The 23,596-nt window shown below is 35.7% G+C and carries 21 protein-coding genes; 9 read left to right on the top strand and 12 right to left on the bottom strand.

Translation table 11 applies throughout. The features are described 5' to 3' along the window. Nucleotides 1-131: 131 nt before the first annotated feature. From hemA to ilvC, 3 genes are all read left to right on the top strand, one after another. Nucleotides 132-1,385, top strand: coding sequence for a glutamyl-tRNA reductase (hemA, locus tag AVL50_RS15630; protein WP_062617407.1), 1,254 nt, complete (start codon nucleotides 132-134; stop codon nucleotides 1,383-1,385). A 222-nt stretch (nucleotides 1,386-1,607) separates the two neighbouring features. Next, nucleotides 1,608-2,492: an AraC family transcriptional regulator gene (locus tag AVL50_RS15625; protein WP_063850722.1), complete on the top strand. Its 885-nt coding sequence runs from the start codon at nucleotides 1,608-1,610 to the stop codon at nucleotides 2,490-2,492. A gap of 88 nt (nucleotides 2,493-2,580) precedes the next feature. Then, complete coding sequence (gene ilvC / locus AVL50_RS15620; RefSeq protein WP_062617405.1) at nucleotides 2,581-4,062, top strand: ketol-acid reductoisomerase; 1,482 nt, start codon at nucleotides 2,581-2,583, stop codon at nucleotides 4,060-4,062. A 544-nt stretch (nucleotides 4,063-4,606) separates the two neighbouring features. On the opposite strand, the gene AVL50_RS15615 is transcribed toward ilvC, so the two are convergent. The 5 genes from AVL50_RS15615 to tsaD form a co-directional block, all read right to left on the bottom strand. Then, nucleotides 4,607-5,458: an IS3 family transposase gene (locus AVL50_RS15615; protein WP_062617404.1), complete on the bottom strand. Its 852-nt coding sequence runs from the start codon at nucleotides 5,456-5,458 to the stop codon at nucleotides 4,607-4,609. 32 nt (nucleotides 5,459-5,490) lie between these two features. Beyond that, a complete protein-coding gene (locus AVL50_RS33520) occupies nucleotides 5,491-5,886 on the bottom strand; it encodes a transposase (protein WP_062617403.1) in 396 nt (131 codons plus the stop codon). Nucleotides 5,887-6,042: 156 nt separating this feature from the next. Further along, entirely contained in the window at nucleotides 6,043-6,906 is an 864-nt protein-coding gene (lgt, locus tag AVL50_RS15605; RefSeq protein ID WP_062617402.1) for a prolipoprotein diacylglyceryl transferase, read from the bottom strand. A 126-nt stretch (nucleotides 6,907-7,032) separates the two neighbouring features. Then, the gene (locus AVL50_RS15600; RefSeq protein WP_062617401.1) at nucleotides 7,033-7,389 is read right to left on the bottom strand and encodes a hypothetical protein; all 357 of its coding nucleotides are present in this window, start codon (nucleotides 7,387-7,389) and stop codon (nucleotides 7,033-7,035) included. A gap of 6 nt (nucleotides 7,390-7,395) precedes the next feature. Then, nucleotides 7,396-8,412 carry a tRNA (adenosine(37)-N6)-threonylcarbamoyltransferase complex transferase subunit TsaD gene (gene tsaD / locus AVL50_RS15595; RefSeq protein ID WP_062617400.1) on the bottom strand — a complete coding sequence of 339 codons (1,017 nt, stop codon included), beginning with the start codon at nucleotides 8,410-8,412 and terminating at the stop codon, nucleotides 7,396-7,398. 104 nt (nucleotides 8,413-8,516) lie between these two features. On the opposite strand from tsaD, the gene AVL50_RS15590 reads away from it, so the two are divergent. Then, entirely contained in the window at nucleotides 8,517-8,966 is a 450-nt protein-coding gene (locus AVL50_RS15590; protein ID WP_063850720.1) for a hypothetical protein, read from the top strand. Nucleotides 8,967-9,024: 58 nt separating this feature from the next. Here AVL50_RS15590 and AVL50_RS15585 read toward each other — a convergent pair whose 3' ends face one another. From AVL50_RS15585 to AVL50_RS15555, 7 genes are all read right to left on the bottom strand, one after another. Continuing rightward, nucleotides 9,025-11,205, bottom strand: a complete 2,181-nt coding sequence (locus tag AVL50_RS15585; RefSeq protein ID WP_062617398.1) for a S46 family peptidase — start codon at nucleotides 11,203-11,205, stop codon at nucleotides 9,025-9,027. 268 nt (nucleotides 11,206-11,473) lie between these two features. Next, on the bottom strand, nucleotides 11,474-12,577 hold the full coding sequence (lepB, locus tag AVL50_RS15580; protein ID WP_062617397.1) for a signal peptidase I: 1,104 nt from the start codon (nucleotides 12,575-12,577) through the stop codon (nucleotides 11,474-11,476). A gap of 23 nt (nucleotides 12,578-12,600) precedes the next feature. Continuing rightward, nucleotides 12,601-13,326 carry a 4-hydroxy-tetrahydrodipicolinate reductase gene (gene dapB, locus AVL50_RS15575; protein ID WP_062617396.1) on the bottom strand — a complete coding sequence of 242 codons (726 nt, stop codon included), beginning with the start codon at nucleotides 13,324-13,326 and terminating at the stop codon, nucleotides 12,601-12,603. Between the two features lie 8 nt (nucleotides 13,327-13,334). After that, nucleotides 13,335-14,048, bottom strand: a complete 714-nt coding sequence (locus tag AVL50_RS15570; protein ID WP_062617395.1) for a DUF5683 domain-containing protein — start codon at nucleotides 14,046-14,048, stop codon at nucleotides 13,335-13,337. Then, on the bottom strand, nucleotides 14,048-14,998 hold the full coding sequence (locus AVL50_RS15565; RefSeq protein ID WP_062617394.1) for a ParB/RepB/Spo0J family partition protein: 951 nt from the start codon (nucleotides 14,996-14,998) through the stop codon (nucleotides 14,048-14,050). Before AVL50_RS15565 ends, AVL50_RS15570 begins: the two co-directional genes overlap by 1 nt. 50 nt (nucleotides 14,999-15,048) lie before the next feature. Further along, nucleotides 15,049-15,828: a ParA family protein gene (locus AVL50_RS15560; protein ID WP_044201265.1), complete on the bottom strand. Its 780-nt coding sequence runs from the start codon at nucleotides 15,826-15,828 to the stop codon at nucleotides 15,049-15,051. A gap of 78 nt (nucleotides 15,829-15,906) precedes the next feature. Continuing rightward, complete coding sequence (locus AVL50_RS15555) at nucleotides 15,907-16,548, bottom strand: polysaccharide deacetylase family protein (RefSeq protein WP_062617393.1); 642 nt, start codon at nucleotides 16,546-16,548, stop codon at nucleotides 15,907-15,909. Between the two features lie 441 nt (nucleotides 16,549-16,989). Between AVL50_RS15555 and AVL50_RS15550 the strand changes: the two genes are divergently transcribed. From AVL50_RS15550 to ilvA, 5 genes are all read left to right on the top strand, one after another. Then, the gene (locus AVL50_RS15550; protein ID WP_062617392.1) at nucleotides 16,990-17,886 is read left to right on the top strand and encodes a branched-chain amino acid transaminase; all 897 of its coding nucleotides are present in this window, start codon (nucleotides 16,990-16,992) and stop codon (nucleotides 17,884-17,886) included. A 41-nt stretch (nucleotides 17,887-17,927) separates the two neighbouring features. After that, a complete protein-coding gene (gene ilvD / locus AVL50_RS15545) occupies nucleotides 17,928-19,610 on the top strand; it encodes a dihydroxy-acid dehydratase (RefSeq protein ID WP_082795844.1) in 1,683 nt (560 codons plus the stop codon). Between the two features lie 33 nt (nucleotides 19,611-19,643). Further along, nucleotides 19,644-21,386 (top strand): biosynthetic-type acetolactate synthase large subunit, encoded by a 1,743-nt coding sequence (ilvB, locus tag AVL50_RS15540; RefSeq protein ID WP_216639049.1) that lies wholly within the window; start codon nucleotides 19,644-19,646, stop codon nucleotides 21,384-21,386. Nucleotides 21,387-21,398: 12 nt separating this feature from the next. Next, nucleotides 21,399-21,941: an acetolactate synthase small subunit gene (ilvN, locus tag AVL50_RS15535; protein WP_062617391.1), complete on the top strand. Its 543-nt coding sequence runs from the start codon at nucleotides 21,399-21,401 to the stop codon at nucleotides 21,939-21,941. Between the two features lie 271 nt (nucleotides 21,942-22,212). Further along, nucleotides 22,213-23,481 carry a threonine ammonia-lyase gene (gene ilvA / locus AVL50_RS15530; protein WP_062617390.1) on the top strand — a complete coding sequence of 423 codons (1,269 nt, stop codon included), beginning with the start codon at nucleotides 22,213-22,215 and terminating at the stop codon, nucleotides 23,479-23,481. The last annotated feature ends 115 nt before the right edge of the window (nucleotides 23,482-23,596 follow it).

Here is a 23,596-nt window from a genome sequence, read left to right as displayed (position 1 = left end):
TTTGTAAATAGAGTTGATGGATAAAATGTGTTTTTTTGATTATAATACATTCTGAAAAACAAATTAGTTGAACGTTTATTTTTAATAGTTAAAAGTAATACAGCTCTTTTACTGATAGATTAAGTTAATAAATGAAAGATTTTAAAGCCGTAAAATTATCATACAAAAATACTCCTTTAGATGTGAGGGGACAGTTTTCACTTTCTCAACAAGATTGTGAATCCCTTCTGAAGGTATATCAAAATGATGAACGTGTGAACGAGTTGCTGTTGGTTTCTACATGTAACCGTACGGAAGCTTATTACATGGCGGAAGAGGATCTTTCTAAAGATATTATCAAAGAAATTTGTTCACTTAAGGAGGTGGAAGAGGAAAAAGCTTATAATTATTTTGAGTCAATGTCTTCATCTTCTGATGCTCAAATGCATTTGTTTAGAGTAGCCATGGGTTTGGAAGCCCAAGTGGTAGGAGATATTCAGATTTCAAGCCAGGTGAAAAGGGCTTACCAATGGACTGCTGATCATGAAATGGCAGGGCAATATCTTCACCGTTTGATGCATACTATTTTCAATGCCAATAAAAGAGTGCAGATTGAAACTGAATTCAGAGATGGTGCCGCTTCCGTATCGTATGCTGCAGTGGAAATGATCGATGAAATCACTTCAGATGTTTCTAATCCAAAGATCCTCGTTGTAGGATTAGGGGAAATTGGTACTGATGCTGTAAGAAACCTTCAGAATACTGAAATTACAGATGTGACGATCATGAACCGTACACTTTCTGTAGCAGAGGAGTTGGCGGCTGAAACAGGTTATCAGGTAAGAGATTTTTCTGAATTATGGAAAGCAGCAAAAGAAGCTGATGTTATTATTTCGTCTCTACCAATTGCTGATTATTTCAATGCGGATAATGTAAAATCATTGGATATCTTGGCTTTCAAATGCTTTATGGACCTTTCAGTGCCTCGATCAGTTGCTGTTGATGTAGAAAAAATTCCTGGAGCATTAGTTTATACTGTTGATGATATCAATGCAAGAGCGGATAAAGCTTTAGAAAAACGTCTTAATTCTATTCCTAAGGTAGAAGCTATCATTGAAGCTTCATTGACAGAGTTCAATAAGAGAACGCAGGAAATGGAATATTCTCCCATCATTAAAGGTTTGAAGAGTACTTTGGAGGATATTAGATGCAGGGAGGTTCAGAAATACGAAAAGGAATTAAGCTCTAAGGAGAAGAAAAATATAGATAAAATCACTAAGAATTTATTGAACAAGATTGTTAAGATTCCGGTACTTCAATTGAAAACTACTTCCAATATTGATAAAAAGGAAGGACAGAAGATGGGTAAAATCATTAGTGATCTTTTTGATCTGGATAAACAGTAATTATCCATTAAAATAAATTGTAAAGGGAAGTGGTTGTCAGAGATGGTAATCACTTTTTTTATGGCCTACAGTATTTTTGACTGCTATTTTAGAAAAATATTGGTGCTTGATAACATTCCAATAACATTTCGAAAAGTAAGGTTTGCATATTAATAGCTTCTTTGGTTTATTTGGCTTTATTAAGCTTCCAAACGAAAATAGATAAAGGTTTAAAACTTCCAATTGAAAAATCTAATCCCCACATACAGTCTAGATAAATTTAAACCTATTGGTAATTCAAAACACCCTTTCCAAATTGAAGTGTTTGATGCCAATCGTCACTTTGAGGTGCAGTATCCTCATAAGCACGACTTTTTTGAGGTTTTGTTTTTGACTCAGGGGTCGGGACTTCATGTGATTGATGACAATGAATACAAGGTAGAACCTCCGTGTATGTTTTTTTTGAGTCCGGGTCAAGCACATAAGTTGGAGTTGTCGAAAGACATTGCAGGCTATATCTTTCTGTTTACCGCTGAGTTTTATCTGATTGATAAGAGCAACAAAAACAAGTTGCTTGAGTTTCCTTTCTTTTTTAATCTCAAACAGGAAAACCCTCCACTGAAACTAGAGGAGCCAATGGATGTGGCTTTTCTTACACAGTTGTTCGTAAAAGGTTGTGATGAAATGGATCAAACGGATGTAGTCTCTCACGAAATGGCTAATTCTATTTTAGATTTGATATTAAATACCTGTAATCAGATCTATCCTAAAGAACAACGTGCTATCGAAAAAGGGAAGGGACATTTGATGGTTAAACGGTTTAGAGAATTGATTGAGGAAAAATACCAAGAGAATTTATCGGTTAGAGATTTTGCGGAATTCCTCAATGTGACTGAAAACCATTTGACGCAAACGGTGAAAGGGCTCACTGGGAAAACATCAAAAGAGTTAATCACTGATAAGCAAGTGCTTGAAATTAAGCGACTTTTGAAGCATACGGACTTGACGGTTACTCAAGTTTGTCACTATCTCAACTTCAAAGATCAATCCTATTTCAGTAAGTTTTTTAAGAAGTTAACAGGACAGACTCCAAATGCTTATAGAGAGCGATCATTGAAAAGTACCTAAACTTTATTTAAAATCACCACAATCTTATTGATTATTATCTTCACATTTGTGATAGACAAATAGATTTAAATTAAAAATATTATATACAATGGCAAATTACTTCAATACACTTCCATTAAGAGAGCAGTTACACCAACTTGGACAATGTGAATTTATGGATAGCTCAGAGTTCAGCGAAGGCGTTGAGGCTTTGAAAGGTAAGAAAATCGTAATCGTTGGTGCTGGTGCACAAGGATTGAACCAAGGTTTGAACATGAGAGACTCTGGTTTAGATATCTCTTATGCTTTAAGACAAGTAGCAATCGATGAGAAAAGAGCATCTTTTGTAAACACTTCTGAGGCAGGGTTCAAAGTAGGTACTTACGAAGAAGTAATTCCTACAGCTGACTTGGTAATCAACTTGACTCCAGACAAGCAACATACTAACGTTGTTGAGTCAGTAATGCCATTGATGAAACAAGGTGCTACATTATCTTACTCACACGGTTTCAACATCGTTGAGGAAGGAATGCAGATCAGAAAAGACTTAACTGTAATCATGGTAGCTCCTAAGTCTCCAGGTTCAGAAGTAAGAGAAGAGTACAAGAGAGGATTTGGTGTACCAACTCTAATCGCAGTACACCCAGAAAACGATCCAGAAGGTAAAGGTTGGGCACAAGCTAAAGCTTATGCAGTAGCAACTGGTGGAGATAGAGCTGGATGTTTGAAATCTTCATTCGTAGCTGAGGTGAAGTCAGATTTAATGGGTGAGCAAACTATCCTTTGTGGATTGTTACAAACTGGATCTATCCTTTGCTTCGACAAAATGGTTGAAAAAGGAATTGATGCAGGTTGGGCTGCGAAATTCATCCAATACGGATGGGAAGTTATCACTGAGTCATTAAAGCACGGTGGTGTATCAGGTATGTTAGACAGATTATCTAACCCTGCTAAAGTAAAATGTTTCGAAGTGTCTGAAGAATTGAAAGACATCATGAGACCATTATTCCAAAAGCACCAAGACGATATCATTTCAGGTGAGTTCTCATCTACAATGATGAAAGACTGGGCTGAGGATGACAAAAACTTGTTGAACTGGAGAGCTTTAACTGGTGAGACTAACTTTGAGAAAACTGCTCCTGCTGATGTTGAGATCACTGAGCAAGAATTCTATGACAAAGGTTTATTGATGGTTGCTATGGTAAGAGCTGGTGTTGAATTGGCTTTCGAAACTATGGTAGAAGCGGGTATCATCGGTGAGTCTGCTTACTATGAGTCACTTCACGAAACTCCATTGATTGCTAACACAATCGCAAGAAAGAAATTGTTCGAAATGAACAGAGTAATTTCTGACACAGCTGAGTACGGTTGTTACTTGTTCGATCATGCATGTAAGCCATTATTAGCTGACTTCATGAAAGGTGTTGAGGCTGATATTTGTGGTAAAGACTACAACGAAGGTAAAGACAACGGTGTAGACAACGTGACATTGATCAAAGTAAACGAAGCTTTAAGATCACACGAAATCGAAGCTGTAGGTGCAAGATTAAGAGGAGCAATGACTGCTATGAAGCAAATTGCTTTAGGATAAGGAATACTATTTATATCCAATATATGAAGGCTCCCTTTTTGGGAGCCTTTTTTGTCTGTATTAGCTGGGTCAGATGTAAACAGGTAATTAATATGAAAGTGGTTAGATCTATGGAGCGTTAGCTACAAGGCATTATAGCTCTATAAAATGGAGTTTTTTAATTTAGAGGCATGTTCAAAATTGATGAAACACATTAGATACAGTTCCTTGCGTTTTAAGAGCTACCTAAAAACCATTTTATTAGAGCAGAGCAGTATAATAGAGTATTTCAATTTGCTTTGATAGACACCTCTTTTTTGTCTTAGTACTTACTCTATCCAACTCAAAGAATGTTTGTAATATTATTGATTCATTGTAATGCCCTGAAAAAACGATACAGTTTTTTAGTGAATTAATTTTGATATAAGACTCAATAATTTAAAAATTATTGGGTCTTTTTTATAGGTAGCCTTCAGTTTTTATTTCGCTACCGCGAGTTCCTCAAATTTATTGATGCAAAATTGATTCGCTTCGCTGTCAATTTCACCTCAATAAATTTCGAGGCTTATTGTGTGACTTTTACTGTCCGATAAGTCCTTCGTTTCTTACCTCTTGTTTTATGCATCTGAATAGGAGTTCTCATATAACATGACATGTGTGGTCTTATAAAGTTATATGTTTTTATACATTCTTTTAAATAGGCTTCAAATACGATTTCATAACTGACATATTTACTTAAGTTAAAGTCATGCTTTATTGTTCTGTTAATGCGTTCTGCAATAGCATTTTTATACGGATCATAAGTTTCTGTCATACTTGTTATGATTTTCGATTTCCTAAGTAACTTCTGATAGGCTTTACTACAATATTGGACTCCTCTATCAGAATGATGTATCAATGTTTCTCCTTTATATTCACGTTGTTTTATCGCCATTTTCAAGGCTCTAATTACTCCCTCTTTATCTAAAGACCTAGATAAGTCGTAACCCATTATCTTCTTTGAATAGGCATCCGTTACTAATGCCAAATACCAAGGGTTGTCTCTTGTTCCTACATAAGTAATATCTGCTACTACAACCTGTTCAGGTCTATTTATCTCAAGACCATCTACCAAATCTGGATAAGTTTTAAATCTATGGTCTGAATCAGTTGTGACATGATAAGCTCTCTTAGCTTGTATTTCTAAGTGGTTAGCTTTCATAATTTGAAGTAGCTTATCACGACCTACACCTAAAGACTTTAATTGAGGATAGAGTAGTGAATACAGCATCCTATGCCCACTATTAGGAAGTTTTATCCTCTCGTTTTGTATTAGTGCTACTACTTGCTCAGAAATTTCCAGATCTTTCTTCTTACGATGGATGGAGCGGTAGTACACTTGACGATCTTTCCCAAGTAACTGACTTGAATATTCAATACTTATAGAATATCCATTTCTGAAATCATCAACTACTTGGGTGAAGAGTTTTTTCTTATGTCAATTTTATACTCTTTTTCGGCCAGGTCAATCATCATATCGAAAATGATGGCCTTATGATCTGCTTTCTCAGCTTCTGCTTCTAATCTATTGATTTTCTTTTTGGCGGTTTCCAATTCCAGTTTGAGCTCTAACAGTTCTTGTTCAGGTGTTTTCTTCTTCATGGTACTGACTTTATGGTTCCAGTCAAAGTTACCATATTTTTGTAACCAAACCTTTACTGTTCTATCTCCCTGTATTCCATATTTACGTGTAGCTCCTTTTAAACTTAATTGACCACTTTCAACTTCTGAGACAATTTGAAGTTTTAAGGACATTGAATAATCCTTCTGAGTTCTTTTAACATATTGACTTTTATTGTCTTCCATAATAACGATTGTTTTAGTGTATCGTTATTTTAGGACTTTACACATCTTATAAAAAAACGAGAGTATTCAGAAAAAGAATACTCTCGTTTTTTATTGATAAGTTCTAAGCACAAAAAAGTGAAAAATTACTTTGTCTTAGGGCTTAATTATAAACAATTATTTCTTCGCTTTTTTAAGCTTTTCATCATTAGGATTTACCTCTGGAAGCGGAAGTGGTTCGCCAGCGTTACTAAATGATCTAATAAAGAAGAAAAGCCCAGCAATTACGGCAGGAATACTTAACCATTGCCCCATATTCAATGTCATTGTTGCTTCGAATGCTACTTGGTCTTCTTTGAAGAATTCCCAAACAAAACGCATCCCGAATACCAATACTAAGAATAAACCGAAGGTTCTACCTTGACGCAATTCAAACTTCTCTCTTTTGTAAATTGCACCTAGAATGAAAAAGATAATCAGGTAAGTGATAGATTCATATAGCTGTGCTGGATGTCTTGGCGTTTCAGGATCAATAACATGAGCACGCTCGAAAATAAAGGCCCAAGGCAAATCAGAAGGTCTACCAATGATCTCTGAGTTCATTAAGTTACCTAAACGGATAAAACAGCCTGCCAAGGCAACTGGGATAACGACACGGTCCAAAATCCATAACCAAGGCTGATCTGGTCTTTTCTTACTATATAAGTAAAGTGCTATAATAATACCTATGGCACCACCATGACTTGCCAGTCCACCTTTCCAAATTTGAATGATTTCAACTGGGTTTCTTAAATAATAATCAGGTTGATAAAAAAAGACATGACCAAGACGGGCTCCAATAATTGTTGCAATCACTACATAAATAAGTAGTGCATCGGCATCGGATTCAGGTCTATTTTCAACCACAAAAATTTTAGCGATTAGCCATGTGCCTATAAAGAAACCAAGCGAGAATAAAAGTCCGTACCAACGTACGGGTAAAATGCCTGGTAAGATTTCTGGGTTAATGTCCCAGTGAATGAATGTTAGTATTGCTTCCATAGCACAAATATGTAAAATGAAGTCGTAACAAAAAAAAGCATCTAATAAATTTAGATGAATGTTTATGTAAACTTAAGGACTATGACAAAATTAGTTGACCACTAGTATGTCTTAAGTACTCAGAATTTATTTTTTAAGTCGATTTTGATGCTTATCAGAGATCAGTGAAGTGTCTGTTAATGTATATTTTTCAGCACCATTTTCATCCACACTGAGGTAGAGTAAACCTTGTTCCCTTAAAGCTTCCATCTTGTTTTTTACTTCCACTGCCGAAGCATTAGAAGCAAGACAAACTGCTGCTACACTGATACCATTTTTATGTTCAGATGCCAATGCAATAATAGCGGCATCATTTAAGGCTGTTGTATTTTTAGGAAACGAATCATTTTTAAGTTCCCCTTTTGCAGGAAACTTCTGATTGATGTATACCCCAAAACTTATTGCAGCAGTAAAAACAAGAACAGCTATTAAAATGATACTCATGCTTTATTATTTTGATCCAGTGAATTTCATTCTTGGATTTGGTGAAGTACTCAACGTTTCAAAATCACCTCCTTCAAACTGATAATGTGCTGCCATTGCAATCATTGCAGCATTGTCGGTACAGTGTTCAAATTCAGGAATAAATACATTCCATCCTAATTTTTTTCCTTCTTCCAAAAGCGTATTTCTCAAACCAGAATTAGCGGAAACACCACCTGCAATTCCAATCTCCTTAATATTCAGTTCTTTAGATGCTTTCTTTAGCTTTTTCATCAAAATATTGACGAGGGTAAACTGAATACTAGCACATAAATCAGCTTTATTTTTTTCGATAAAGTCAGGATCTTTTTGTGTTTCTTTTCTTAAGAAATTTAGAAATGCAGTCTTTATACCACTGAAAGAGAAATTGTAATCAGGGATATTGACATTTGGGAATTTGAATTTTGATGGATCACCATCTTTTGCAAATTTATCAATAAAAGGTCCACCAGGATAATCCAAACCCATGATTTTAGCTGTTTTATCAAAAGCTTCACCTACAGCGTCATCTATGGTTTCTCCAATCACTTCCATTTCTAATGGAGATTTCACAACCACCAATTGAGTGTGACCTCCACTAACCGTTAAGCATAAAAATGGAAAGTTGGGTTGAGGGTTATCGATGAAGTGAGCAAGGATGTGTGCTTGCATATGATTTACACCTATCAAAGGTTTTTTTAATGCCATAGCCATTCCTTTGGCAAAAGATGCACCTACCAATAATGCTCCTAATAGTCCAGGTCCTTTTGTAAAGGCTATTGCATCTAAGTCAGATTTCTTTATATTGGCTTCTGTTAGAGCTTCATTGACTACAGGGAGAATATTTTTCTGATGAGCTCTAGAAGCAAGTTCTGGAACTACGCCGCCGTATTTTTGGTGTATTTCTTGCGTAGACACTATATTGCTAAGTACAGTACCATTTTTTACTATTGCTGCTGAGGTTTCATCACATGAAGACTCTATGGCTAATATTATTCCGCTCATTGTATATTTTCTTTGTCAATTAGATCGCAAAATTACATTACTTGAGGGGAATTACCTTAAAAAAAGGGAACCATTAACGACAATATTATATTATCAAAAAAAAGATGAGTATACATACAAATACTGAGGAACTATATACACGCTATAATTCATTGAATAATGTTGAGCTCTCAAGGGAACACTTTCAGACTTTATTTATCTATTTTCCTTGTTTATTGATTGTAGCTTCTGATGGAGTGGTGGATGACGAAGAGTGGGTTTTTGTAAAATACCTAGCCAAATTTATGGCAGAAAGTTATAAAAGTTCACTGACCAGAACTGAATTGGAGAATCTTCAAAAAGTCTACTACAACGAGTTGGAATACTTAGTCAATAATTTAGAACAATGGAAAGATCCATTCTTAGATACTTTAAAAGGCTACTTGGAGCAGAATGATGATGAGAAAGACGACATTTTAGATATCCTTCACCTTTTCGCTGACGCTTCAGATGGTGTTAGTGATGATGAGGAAGAAGCAATTGAGGAAATTTCAAAACGTCTAAATTTAGAATAAAAAATAAGGGATTGAGCTATCAAAGTTCAATCCCTTATTTATGATGAATGAAGTGAGGTTAGTTTTTCACTAAAGTCATTTCTTCAATCAATCTTGGACACTCACCATATTTATCTACGACAAATAATACATAGCGGATGTCTACAATGATATTTCTACATTTCACGGGGTCAAACATTAAATCTGACATTGTAGATTCCCAAGTTCTGTCAAAGTTGATACCGATCAGCTGACCTTCAGCATTAATAACAGGAGAGCCAGAGTTTCCCCCTGTAGTATGGTTAGATCCTGTGATACAAACCATCATTTTTCCATCTTCACCGTATTGACCGTAATCTTTATTCTTGTAAAGATCCATCAGCTTTTGAGGAACATAGAATTCATGCGTTTTAGGAACATCAGTTCTTCTTTTCTCCATCACACCTTCAAGTGTAGTATAATATTTAAATTCTACGCCATCTCTTGGTTCAGAACCTTCAATTTTACCATATGTCACTCTTAATGTACTGTTGGCATCAGACCAGTATTGCTTGCTGGCACCTTTTACATTTGCTACATATTCTCTATTAGGGAAAACTTCTTTCAATGCTTTTACATAAGTACGCATAGATAAGTCAATTTCTTCACTTAACCTTTTATATTCTGGAGCGATTTCATTGCCGTATACTTCATAAATCTCGTTGCCGATTACAAAAGCAGGATCTTTGATGATCTTTTTGTAAATTCCTTCAGGAGATCCACTAAGCAATTTCATTAACTTTTCCTCATTAGCAAAAATACTTTTCTTGTAAACAGTATTCGCTAATTTATCAAAACTACCTTTTTCCTTCGCAACTGCGAAAGATGATGGAAGGAAAGAAGGGTCAATAGCATCAGAGTACATAGATGAAGCAGAAACAAACACTTCTCTATCAGTTGCTAGGTCAAAGTTTTTATAAAAACCTTTTGCACTGCCTTTTAGCTTCATTAATGCTTGTTCAAAATCTGGAGTGTTAGGTTTTACGTCTTTTAAAGCTTTAAATCCTAATGAGAAACGAAGGATTTCAGGACCATAATACAATTCTTCAATGAAAAGGTCTCTACCTAATTGATATTTTTCCATTGCTTTGAATTCTTCTTGGAATTTATCCAGTAAAGCTTCGTATTCTTTATTTCCTTTTACTGCTTGTGCAAACATTTCTTCCTGCTCATTTTTCTTATTGATGGCGTCAAGTCTCTTTAAACCTTTGCTCTCACCAATCCATTTTTTATAAGCATTTGCAACACGTGCTTTCTTTGCTGAATATTTAATTCTAACAGCATCGTCAGCAGCCATATTCTTATCATAGATTGCAATTGTTTTTTCACGCATTGCAATTTTGATAGGGTTAGAAGTTTCAACAGTATATGAAACTCCTTCTGAAGGTAAGTATTGTTTTGTTCTTCCTGGGAAACCATAAACCATTGTGAAATCATCAGGCTTTACACCATTCAATGAAATAGGGAAGTGGTACTTTGGTGTGTAAGGAACGTTGTCTTCTGAATACTCAGCAGGTTTTCCATCTTTGTCAGCATAGATTCTAAAAATAGAAAAATCACCTGTATGACGAGGCCATACCCAGTTATCAGTGTCTCCACCGTACTTGCCAATTGAAGAAGGAGGAGCAAAAACTAAACGAATATCTTTAAATGTTTCCATGATGAACATGTAGTATTCATTTCCATAGAAAAATGGTTTAATGATATAATCGTAGTGTGTGCCATTTACAGCATCCTTACCTACTTTCTCAATGTTTGCTTTGATGATTTCTTGACGTTTTTCTTCTTCCATTCCATCTTTTACACCATCAAGAATACTTTTTGTTACATCATCAATTCGAACTACAAAACTAACAGTAAGGCCATTGTTTGGAAGTTCTTCTCCAAAAGACTGAGCTGCAAAACCGTCAGTCAATAAGTCATTTTCAACTGTAGAGTGAGATTGTATTTGTCCATAACCACAGTGATGGTTTGTTAAAATAAGGCCTTTGTTAGAAACAACTTCACCTGTACATCCTCTTCCAAACCAAACAACAGCATCTTTCATGCTGGATTTATTGACAGAATAGATGTCATCTGCTGTTAATTTAAAGCCGTTGGCTTGCATGTCTTCTTCATTAAGCTGTTGAAGTAGTGAAGGGAGCCACATTCCCTCATGTGCAAAAGAAGATAATGGAGCTAGTATACACGCAACCACAAAAATGTGTATGTATTTTTTCATTTCAATTTAGAATAAGTGTTTATAAAATATGGTATCACTATTGTCCTGCCTAAAAAAGTATTGTAGAGTACATTGGGGTAGTATATTAAGTTAATTTTTTTGTCTTGTATTGACAAGAAAGATTAATGAAAATACCCTCACTTTAGAATACTTTTAAGAGCTAGATCAGGAACTTAAAAATAGTAGTATAAAAAAGCCGAAACTGATTACTCAGTTCCGGTAAAATTGATATTTTTTAATGACTCATGAAATGAGAGGAGTCATAAAATTAGTCAATGAAGTTAAATATTCTGTTCCATCTGATCATTGAAGCATCAGGGTTTCTATCCATAGACATCCAAACCATTACAGCTTTACCAATAATGTGATCAGCAGGTACATAACCCCAATAACGAGAGTCAAGTGAATTATGTCTGTTATCACCCATCATAAAGTAGTAATCCTGCTTGATGGTATAGGAATCTTGAACTTGCCCGTCAATAGACAGTTGACCATTTTTGAATACAACATTTTCGTTGTCCTCATATTTGATGATGATATCTTTATACTGTGACCAATTGTCATTCGTAATTTTTACGACATCACCTTCTTTAGGAATATAAAGAGGTCCAAAGTTATCAATACTCCAAGTATTGTTAGGATTTTGAGGGAAAATAGAAGGATCTTTTCTAGCATAGATTTTCTCTACACTTTCAATGAAATCAAGTTTTCTTAATTCTTTTGCCGTATGCAACGGAAGCATAGCAGAGTAAGTAAACTTGCCTTCAGGTCCAGGAATATTTTTCAATTTGTAATGCCCTACATTATTATAGTCGTAAGCATAAACATTATATCTCTCTAAAGTTTTTTTGCCGATTTGAGTTTTTGAAACTACTCTATATTGTGTTTCACTATCCTCCGGAACTTCAACACGGTCTCCATTAATGAAAACTTCTTGATTTTTAATCTGAATAGTATCACCAGCTATACCAATACATCTTTTGATATAATTAAGCTTCATGTCAGAAGGGAAACCTTCCTCAGCAGGGTAGTTGAATACCACTACATCATTATTCTTGACGTCTGTAAAGCCAGGTAATCTGAATTGAGGTAATTGAATCCAGTCTAAGAAAGATGGAATCTGAGTACCCCAAATCGTTTGATGTGTTAAAGGTAACTGAAGCACCGTTTTAGGTGTTCTTGGACCATAATGAACCTTACTTACAAATAAATAATCACCTACAAGAAGTGATTTTTCCATGGAAGAAGTAGGGATAGTAAATGCCTCAAATGCAGCCCAACGGATAAGTGTTGCCGCAATAACAGCAAAAATTAAAGCATCGGTCCATTCCTGTACGACGCCTTTTTTCTTTTTATCTTTTTTATTGCTCATTGTTGATTCTAAGTCAGATTAATTTACAATGCCAGCATGTCTTGCATTCCGAAGATACCTTCTTTTTGATGCAACCACTCACCTGCTAACACAGCACCAAGTGCAAATCCTTTTCTAGTAAATGCAGTGTGTTTGATATCGATTCTATCAATTTCAGAAGTATAAGAGACCTCATGTGTACCTGGGACTTCAGGTTCTCTGACTGCTTCGATTTCAATGCCATTTTCTACTGCTTCATCCTCACCTTGAAGGGTCCACTTGTCTACGCCTTCAAAGTTCTCAATCACACCTTCCGCCAAAGTAATGGCAGTTCCAGAAGGAGCATCTAATTTTTGAGTATGGTGAATTTCAACCATTGATGATTTATACTCTGCATTAAAAGCACTCATCATTTTAGCCAATTTCTTATTTAGCTCAAAGAAAATATTTACCCCTAAACTATAGTTTGAAGCATAGAAAAATGCTGTTTTATTTTCTTTAGTAGTAGACTCAACTACTTCTTTCTGCTCCAACCATCCTGTAGTACCAGAGACGACTCTGATTCCTTTATCAAGACATTTTTTGATATTAACATATGCTGCACTTGGTTGTGTAAATTCAATGGCAACATCTACCGTAGATGGATCTATCGTATCCAAATCAGAAGCATTGTCTTTATCAATAATGCCCGCAATATTATGTCCTCTTTCTTTTAATATTTGTTCAATGGTTTGACCCATTTTGCCATATCCAATTAATAGAAAATTCATTTGTTATTTTATTTTGAACTTAACTGTAAAGATACTGTCATTCCCACTGCGGGAAGTCCACTGTAAGGATCTGCTATTGCAGCAGGTTTCAGTTTCATTGAGAGATCCTCACTGATATCATAGTATTTTAAATGTTGGTCTACTGCTGCGTCTAACGCACCTAGTAAATACCACATGCATGATAAAATAATCATAAAGTCACGATCCCTTCTGAAATTATCTCTTCTCTGACGTAAGTTCTCTTCTGATAAACCACGGTAAAGTTCAGGGATAAGATCATCGTTTGTCGGGTCTGCATCAGCTCTGTAAGCAAGCCAATGCCCACTTTCAACCATATTATTATGATTAAATTTTACGAAATAACCGAAAACGGCCATTCCACCATACAATAATGGTAATTTCCAAAGCTTACGGTTGTATACCTGCCCCAAACCGGGCACCGCAATCGTATAAAAAGAAGCTTTAGATGGTTCTGTTAGATATTTATACTGCGTTTTCTTTTTTCTTTTTCTTTCTTTTTGGTCAATATGATTAGGTATAGCAGAAATAGAACTTAAAGAATCCAATGATTTTTTATTCCGTTCTTCTGCTGATAGTCCATCACCTTCTTCCAAAGTTTCTTCCTGCTGAGGTTCTGTCTGTGCAAAACTGTTGGAAGTACTAAAGAGAATAAAAAATGAAGTGATGAATAAAAAAGCGATATGTACGCACTTGTAGAGCATTAGTGAGTTTTTAAAATATCTAATATGCGGTTGAGGTCTTCAATGGATTGATAAGGTATTTTTATTTCTCCCTTACCATCATCAGCATTTTTGATTTTAATTTGAGTACCAAAATGAGTAGAAAGATCTCTTTGTAAACGGCTGAATTCAAAATCAAGTGGTTCTTTCTTTGATTTCGCTTTACTACTAAGAGGGTCCTTTCCCTGAATGATGTCTCTAACTAGGTTTTCAGTCTTACGAACTGATAGTTCACTTTTTACAACAGTATCATATAATGCTAATTGCACTTCGATGCTGTTTACATTAACTAAAGCTCTAGCATGCCCCATTGAAATAACACCTTTTCTTAATCCGCTTTGAATTTCTGGTGGTAATTTTAATAACCTGAGATAATTGGCAACTGTAGACCTTTTTTTACCAACTCTATCTCCCAGTTCTTCTTGCTTCAATTCGCATTCAGCAATAAGACGTTGATAGGAGATTGCTACTTCAATAGGGTTTAAATCTTCCCTTTGAATGTTTTCAATCAATGCCATTTCAAGCATCTGAGTGTCATTAGCTCCTTTTATATAAGCGGGAATTTTTTCTAATCCTGCCATTTTTGAAGCTCTCCAACGACGCTCTCCAGAAATGATTTGATATTGTTGATCTGTAAGTTTTCTTACAGTAATTGGTTGAATAATACCCTGTACACGTATAGAGTCAGCAAGCTCTTTCAAAGCTTCATCTTGAAATTCTAAACGTGGTTGAAATGGATTTCTTTCAACATAGTCAATAGAAATCTCATCCAGTTTTTCTACCACTGTAATATTTGTTGTTTGGTTTTCAACTTCTTTCAGTGCGGTAGAAGAACTAGTTTCTGTTTTATTACTATCACCAAGTATGGCACCAAGCCCTTTTCCAAGTGCTTTTCTTTTTTTTAAGGTCTTTTTTTCAGAGTTGTCCGGCATATTCTATTTTCGCCAATATCAAAGGTTATAAAAATTAATCTTACCCTAGTCTAGGCTTTTACGGGTATATTGTTTTTTGTAAGTATTTCCTGCGCTAAGTTTAAGTAACAAACTGCTCCTTTGCTAACAGCATCATGAGCAATTACAGGTACGCCAAAACTTGGTGCTTCACTTAATTTAATATTTCTAGGTATAATCACATCAAAAACCAAGTCGTTTAAGTGTTTTTTAACTTCTTCAACTACCTGGTTCGATAAACGTAAACGTGTATCATACATAGTCATCAAGATACCTTCAATTAAAAGATTAGGGTTTAATCTTGATTGAATTAACTTGACAGTATTTAATAATTTGTCCAAACCTTCAAGAGCGTAGAACTCACATTGTACAGGTACAATGACAGAGTCAGCGGCAGTAAGTGCATTGACCGTAATCAGGCCTAATGAAGGTGAACAATCAATAATGATGAAGTCATAAGAGTCTTTGATTTTCTCTAACGCTTTCAACATTCTTGTTTCTCTATCTTCAATATCGATCATTTCAATTTCAGCCCCCACCAAGTCAATATGAGAAGGGATGATATCTAAATAATCATATTCTGAATTTATAATAATATCACTGACATTGATGTCTTCCACCATGCAGTTATAGATACTTTTTCTTTCTTCTTTAGGATCTAGGTTTAATCCTGAAGTTGAGTTTGCTTGTGGATCAGCGTCCACCAAAAGAGTATTGTATTCCATTGCAGCAAAACTTGCGGCAAGGTTGACTGCAGTTGTTGTTTTACCAACACCACCTTTTTGATTGGCTACAGCGATTATTTTTCCCATGGATATCTCTTTCTAAATTTTGTTTGTCTACAAATATAGTTTTAATTCATACACATTTAAAAAAAGTCACTGTTTTATTCAAAGTGTATGAAATTCATAACCTTTATTTGAAAAATATTCTAAAAATCGGGGCAAAACATACTTTAAATTCTTTTCTGCTTTAATACTGTCATGAAAAACAATGATAGAGCCATTCTCTGTATTTTTTATCGCTGCTTTTAAACAATTTTCCTTTTTATAATTCTTATTATAGTCTCTTGTCAAAACATGCCACATAATAATTTCATAGTCTTCCAATAATTGTTGCATCATTTTTTTTCCGATTTGCCCATGTGGAGGTCTGAAAAGCGGTTTTTCGGAGTCAACTTTAAAAAGAGGGTTACTTCTCATTACCTCATCACACTCTTTTACATTTTTCATATAATTAGGAAGGCTTTTCTTCCAATATTGCAAATGATTGAAAGTATGGTTTCCCACCTGATGCCCTTCTTCCAATACTTGATGATAGACACTTGGATGTTTACGAATGTTGTCTCCCACACAAAAGAAAGTAGCTTTTGCATTATATTTTCTTAATACTTCTAACACCCATGGCGTGATTTCAGGAATTGGTCCGTCATCAAATGTTAGATATAATACAGGAGAAGGAGAGGCTTCTTTTTTCCAAACTAGACTAGGGAAAATTTTATTTCTAAAAACACTACCTACTTTTTGAATCATATAACAACACTTTTATTGCATTTTTTACAAATATAATAGATATGAAAAATCATTAGGAATAATATTTATTACTTTGCTCTAATATATTAAAATCAATGTTTCATCTATGAAATAAAGAAAAAACATAGTTTAGAATTCGTAATTATTTCTAAAAACTAATCCTTCATTCGTATATATATTTGCAAAATAAAAAGTTAGATCTTTATATTTGATGTAAACAATGATCGAAAATGTTGAAGAAAACGCAAAATATCGTCCTTATTATTATTAATACTATTGTCGTCCTTCTCAAAGGAAGATAATGGCAGGATCTTATATTGCATAAATCATAATAAAGAACGGCCATTGTCAAGACAAAAATTCTGACAGTGGTTTTTTTATTGTTTAAACATTCCAAATCATCTTAAAAGTAGTTGTGTAACCAATTAATAGTCTTCTGCCATGTTGAAATATTATGACAAAAATACGGTGATTTTCCACAATGGAGAATTCGTGAAAGCTGAAGAGGCAAAGGCTGATTTATTTTCTCAGTCATTGCACTATGGTAATGGTGTTTTTGATGCTGTAAGAGCTTATGATACAGCATTGGGACCGCATATTTTTAAAGCGAAGGAACATTACACACGTTTCCTGGATGCTGCAAAAACAATGCACCTCGATTTACCTTATAGTGTTGATGAATTAGTAGGGATTACTTATCAATTACTTGAAGAAAACGGCTTTACTGATGCATATGTTAGACCTTTAGTATATGCTAGTGCCAATATGGATTTAACACCTACCAAAACGCATAACTTGTTTATTGCAGCTTGGAGATGGGATAAATTCTTAGGAAAAGACTTATTAGATATCACTATATCAAAATATACACGTCCTAGTCCTTATTCATTTAATGTAGAGGCAAAAATCTCTGGACACTATATTAATAGTATCGTTTCTATTGCAGAAGCAAAAGACAGAGGTTTTGATGATGCTTTATTATTAGATGTTGAAGGATATGTAGCGGAAGGGACAGGTGCTAATTTCTTCTTTGAAAAAGGAGGAAAGCTTTATACTTCTCAAAAAGGACATATCTACCCAGGAATTACTAGAAATGTAGTTTTCGGAATAGCTAAAAGCTTAGGTGTTGAGGTAGTGGAAGGACAATTCAAACCGGAAGATCTAAAAGATATTGACGGAGCGTTCTTCACTGGTACTGCAGCTCAGATTACTGGCATCAGCAGTATTGACCGTCAGCCAATGAAAAAGAACTGGGAAGATACAATTGGTTGCGAGGTGTTTGAGAAATACAGACAGTTTGTGACGCAGAGTGAGTATGATAACTACTCTATTATTTAATTATAGGACTAATCAGACAAACAAATAGATATTAAAAGATTATGGCAGAGATGTTAAACAAGCATAGCCGCACAATTACTCAAGACGATACACAGCCTGCAGCTCAGGCCATGTTATACGGTATTGGGTTGACGGAAGAGGATATGAACAAGCCTCAAATCGGTATTGCTAGTACTGGATATGAGGGAAACACATGTAACATGCACTTGAACGGCCTTGCTGCTGAAGTGAAAGTGGGTGTTCAAAAGTCAGACATGGTCGGCTTGATTTTCAATACTATTGGAGTAAGTGATGGTATCACAAACGGTACTATCGGTATGCGTTACTCTCTTCCTTCAAGAGATATCATTGCTGATTCAGTTGAAACAGTTACAAACGGACAATTCTACGATGGTTTAATTACTGTAGTAGGTTGTGATAAAAATATGCCAGGTGCCATGATGGCAATGTGCCGTGTCAACCGTCCAACAATCATGTTGTATGGTGGTACTATTGCATCAGGATGCTGGAAAAAGAAAAAATTGAATATTGTATCTGCTTTTGAAGCATTAGGTGAAAAAATCGCCGGTACAATTTCAGATGAAGATTACAAGGGAGTAATTAAAAATGCGATCCCAGGTGCAGGTGCTTGTGGTGGTATGTATACTGCTAACACTATGGCTTCAGCGATTGAGGCAATGGGTATGAGTTTACCTTACTCTTCATCAAACCCTGCAGTAAGTCAAAACAAAAAAGACGAGTGCCAGAACTTAGGTCCTGCGATCCGTAACCTTTTAGAGTTAGACTTAAAACCATCAGATATCTTAACGAAAGCATCTTTTGAAAACGCTTTAGCTGTAATTATGGCTTTAGGTGGATCAACAAATGCTACATTGCATATGTTGGCTATCGCGAAAGCAGCAGACATTGAGTTGACATTAGATGATATTCAAAGAGTTTCTGATAAAGTGCCATTCTTTGCAGACTTGAAGCCTTCAGGTAAATACTTGATGGAAGATGTATTTGCAGTAGGTGGTATCCCTGCAGTAATGAAAACATTATTGAACTGGGGCTTATTAGACGGTTCTTGTATGACAGTTACTGGTAAAACAATTGCTGAAAACTTAGCAGATGTTGATCCACTAGGTAGTGATCAAGACTTGATGAGACCTAAAGATAATCCAATCAAATCAACTGGTCACTTACAAATCCTTTACGGTAACCTAGCAACAGAAGGTTCTGTAGCAAAGATCACTGGTAAAGAAGGTGAGAAGTTCGTAGGTCCAGCAAAAGTATTCAACGATGAGTTTGCTGTGATTGAAGGTATTTCTAACGGAGAAGTAAGCAAAGGTGAAGTGGTTGTGATCCGTTACGAAGGTCCAAAAGGTGGTCCTGGTATGCCGGAGATGTTAAAGCCAACTTCAGCAATTATGGGTGCAGGTCTTGGTAAAGACGTAGCTTTGATTACTGATGGACGTTTCTCAGGTGGTACTCACGGTTTCGTAGTAGGACACATTACACCTGAAGCAGCAGTTGGTGGTAACTTAGCATTAGTAGAGGATGGTGATATCATCACAATTGATGCGGTTACTAACAAAATCGAAGTGGCAGTTTCTGACGAGGAATTGGCAGAAAGAAGAAAGGCGTGGGTAGCACCAGAGCCTAAGTTTAAGAAAGGAATCTTATATAAATATATAAAAACAGTTTCTTCAGCATCTGAAGGATGTGTTACTGATGAATTTTAATCAGTAATAAGAGAAGTACAAAATTGTTTCAATATGAGTACAGCGACAAAAGAAATGGCCAAGGAAGCAAAGACAGTAGGTCAAAAACCACAAAGAGTAACGGGAGCAGAGGCAGTGTTAATGGCACTAATTGAGGAAGGTGTAGATACACTCTTTGGTTACCCAGGTGGAGCGATTATGCCAGTGTATGATAAGCTCTATCATTATGAGGACAAGTTAAACCACATTCTTGTACGTCACGAGCAGGGTGCTGCTCATGCTGCACAAGGATATTCTCGAGTCAATCATAAAGTGGGTGTCTGTGTTGCAACTTCTGGTCCAGGAGCGACAAACTTGATTACAGGTCTTGCAGATGCAATGATTGATTCTACTCCTATGGTAGCTATCACAGGTCAAGTAGCTTCTCATTTGTTAGGAACTGATGCATTCCAAGAGACAGATGTTGTAGGTATTTCTACTCCAGTAACGAAGTGGAATTACCAAGTAACAAAAGCATCTGAAATTCCTGAAGCGATTGCAAAAGCGTTCTACATTGCGAAAAGTGGTCGTCCAGGTCCTGTATTAATTGATATTACAAAGGATGCTCAATTTGAAGAGGTTGACTTTGAATATAAACCTTGTACAAAAGTACGTAGTTATAAGCCAGTGCCAGTTGCTTCGGAAGAATCAATTGAAGTTGCAGCTGATTTAATCAACAAGGCGAAAAAACCATATATCTTGGTAGGTCATGGTGTAATGCTTTCTAAAGCTGAAAATGAGTTACTCGCTTTCGCTGAAAAAGCTGGAATTCCAATGGCATCAACCCTATTAGGTTTGTCAGCTGTTCCTCATGACCATCCTTTATATGTTGGTTATTTAGGAATGCATGGTAACTACGGACCGAATATCAAAACAAATGAGTGTGATCTTTTGATTGCAGTAGGTATGCGTTTTGATGATCGTGTTACAGGTGATTTGAAAAGATATGCAAAACAAGCAAAAGTAATTCACATTGAAATTGATCCTTCAGAGATTGATAAAAATGTAAAAACTGATGTAGCTGTGATCTCAGATGCAAAAGCGGCTTTAGAAAGAATTACTCCTAAGTTGAAAGAAGCGAAACATGAAGAATGGTTAGCTGAATTCCACGCTTGTGATGAAATCGAACAGAAAGAAGTAAAAGATTATGCATTAGGTTCTTCTACTGAAAAAGTGAAGATGTCTGAAGTAATCAAAATGCTTTCTGATAAAACAAAAGGTGAAGCGGTAATCGTTACTGATGTAGGACAACATCAAATGGAAGCTTCTCGCTATTATGAATTCAAACGTACAGACAGTATTGTAAGTTCTGGTGGTTTGGGAACTATGGGATTTGCATTGCCTGCTGCATTAGGAGCAGCAATGGGAGCACCTGACAGAACAGTCGTTTCTATTTCTGGAGATGGCGGTTACCAAATGACAGTACAAGAGTTAGGGACAATATTCCAATATAAAATCCCGGTAAAGATTCTAGTACTTAATAATAGTTTCCTTGGAATGGTACGTCAATGGCAAGAATTATTCTTCGATAGTCGTTACTCATTCACTGAAATGGTAAATCCAGATTTTGTAAAGTTAGCGGAGTCGTATTACATCAAAGCTGACAAAGCAGAGACAAGAGAATCTTTAAGTGATAAAATGGACGAATGGTTAAACACTGAAGGACCATGTTTCTTGGAAGTAGTTGTGGAAAAAGAATCAAACGTTTTCCCAATGATCCAAACAGGTGCCGCAGTTTCAGAAGTTCGTTTGAAGTAAAAAATTAAGATTATGGAAAAGCAAAGATTCACATTATCCATTTTTACAGAGAACGTAGTAGGCTTAACGAACCGTATCTCCATCATCTTCACAAGAAGAAAAATCAATATTGAAAGTTTAACTACTTCAGCTTCAGAAATTGAGCACGTTCACCGTTTCACGATTGTATTCTATTCAGATTGTAAAGAATCAGCGGAAAAGGTAGCGAAGCAAATTGAGAAGCAAATCGATGTAGTGCGTTGTTTCCTATATGAAGACAGCGAAACAATCTATCAGGAAGTAGCTTTATACAAAGTAGCAGTTGATAACCTTAAGGATTCAGATATGGTCGAGGAGATCGTTAGAAAGAATCATGCAAGAATATTAGCAGCAAAAGCAGATTTCCTAGTGATTGAGAAAACAGGTCACGAAGAAGAAACACACGCTTTGTATGAAGAGCTAAAACCTTATGGATTGATGCAGTTTGGTCGCTCAGGACGAATTTCATTATCAAAAGAACGTCAGGAGATCAGTAGCTTACTTGCAGAATACGATCAAGAGGATGCAATAGTGTAAGGTGAGATCACCTTTCATAAGATAAGAACTACAGATAATAATTATTATGTCAGAGTTAAATTTCGGAGGAGTAGTTGATAACGTAGTACTACGTGACGAATGTCCTTTGAAAGCAGCTCAAGAAGTTCAAAAAATCCTCTATCTATAGATACATTTAAAGGGATGGTTTCGGCTGTCCCTTTTTACTTTTTAAATGGATAATAAGTACTGGCGTTTTAAATACTTAAATCTATTTTACTAAAAACTTCCGCCCTTATCAAAGGGTAATATCATGGCAGAAACAGAAGAATTGGTAGGTTTACCGAGTGTGGAATCTATCGTAAAAGCACATAGAAAATTAAAGGATGTTGTTACTAGAACACCTTTAATGAGAAATATGAACTTGTCTGAAAGGTATCAGGCTGATATTTGGTTGAAGAGAGAAGATCTTCAGATTGTACGCTCTTACAAGTTGAGAGGCGCTTACAATAAGATTTCATCTTTATCAATTGATGAGCAGAAGAAAGGTATTGTGTGTGCGAGTGCAGGCAATCATGCTCAAGGTGTAGCTTATTCTTGTAAAGTGCTAGGTATTCATGGCGTGATTTATATGCCAGCCCCAACACCAAACCAAAAGGTAAGTCAGGTGAGAATGTGGGGAAAAGATATGGTGGAAGTAGTACTGACTGGAGATACTTTTGATGATGCGTATGCTGCAGCCATGCAACGTTGTGAGGAAGAAGGAAGAGTATTTATCCATCCTTTTGATGATCCTAAAGTAATAGAAGGTCAAGGTACGGTGGGACTAGAGATCTTAGAAGACGCTAAGGACGATATAGATTACCTTGTAATGCCAATTGGTGGTGGTGGACTGTCATCTGGTGTAGGAAGTTATTTCAAGCAAATCAGCCCTAATACAAAGCTGATAGGAGTAGAACCTGAAGGCGCTCCAGCGATGAAGGTATCTATTGACAAAGATGAAGTGGTAACATTACCTAAAATTGAGAAATTTGTGGATGGTGCCGCTGTACAAAGAGTGGGTGATAATACTTTTAAAATCGCAAAGCAGTTTTTAGAAGATGTTATTTTAGTACCTGAAGGAAAAGTATGCTCGACTATTTTGCGTCTATACAACGAGGATGCTATTGTAGTAGAGCCTGCAGGAGCTTTATCGATTTCGGCTTTGGATGCTATCAAAGATGAAATAAAAGGAAAGAGAGTAGTCTGTGTAGTAAGTGGGTCTAATAATGATATCGGACGTATGGAGGAGATCAAGGAACGTTCTCTTTTATATGAAGGTTATAAACATTATTTCATGGTGAGATTCCCTCAGAGAGCAGGTGCTTTAAGAGAATTCTTGGCTGAAGTCTTAGGTCCAAATGACGATATTGTTCACTTTGAATACACGAAAAAAGTGAACAGAGAGAAGGCTCCAGCTATTGTTGGGATTGAAGTAAAGTACCCTTCAGACTTCGATAGTTTGACAGAACGAATGACTCAAGGAGGTTATAAATTTGAGCTTCTCAACGAAAATCAAGATATGTTCAACTTTTTGATATGATTTTGTGATTTATCTTATTGTTGTAAATCAGAGTATTATGATTTTGTTAAGATAAAATTACAATTTTAATACCCGTTATAGTTTGGATTATCCAAATCAAGGGTGCATATTTGCA

It is taken from the genome of Flammeovirga sp. SJP92, assembly GCF_001583495.1.
Classification (GTDB): domain Bacteria; phylum Bacteroidota; class Bacteroidia; order Cytophagales; family Flammeovirgaceae; genus Flammeovirga.
This window is presented reverse-complemented; position numbering and strand designations above follow the sequence as displayed.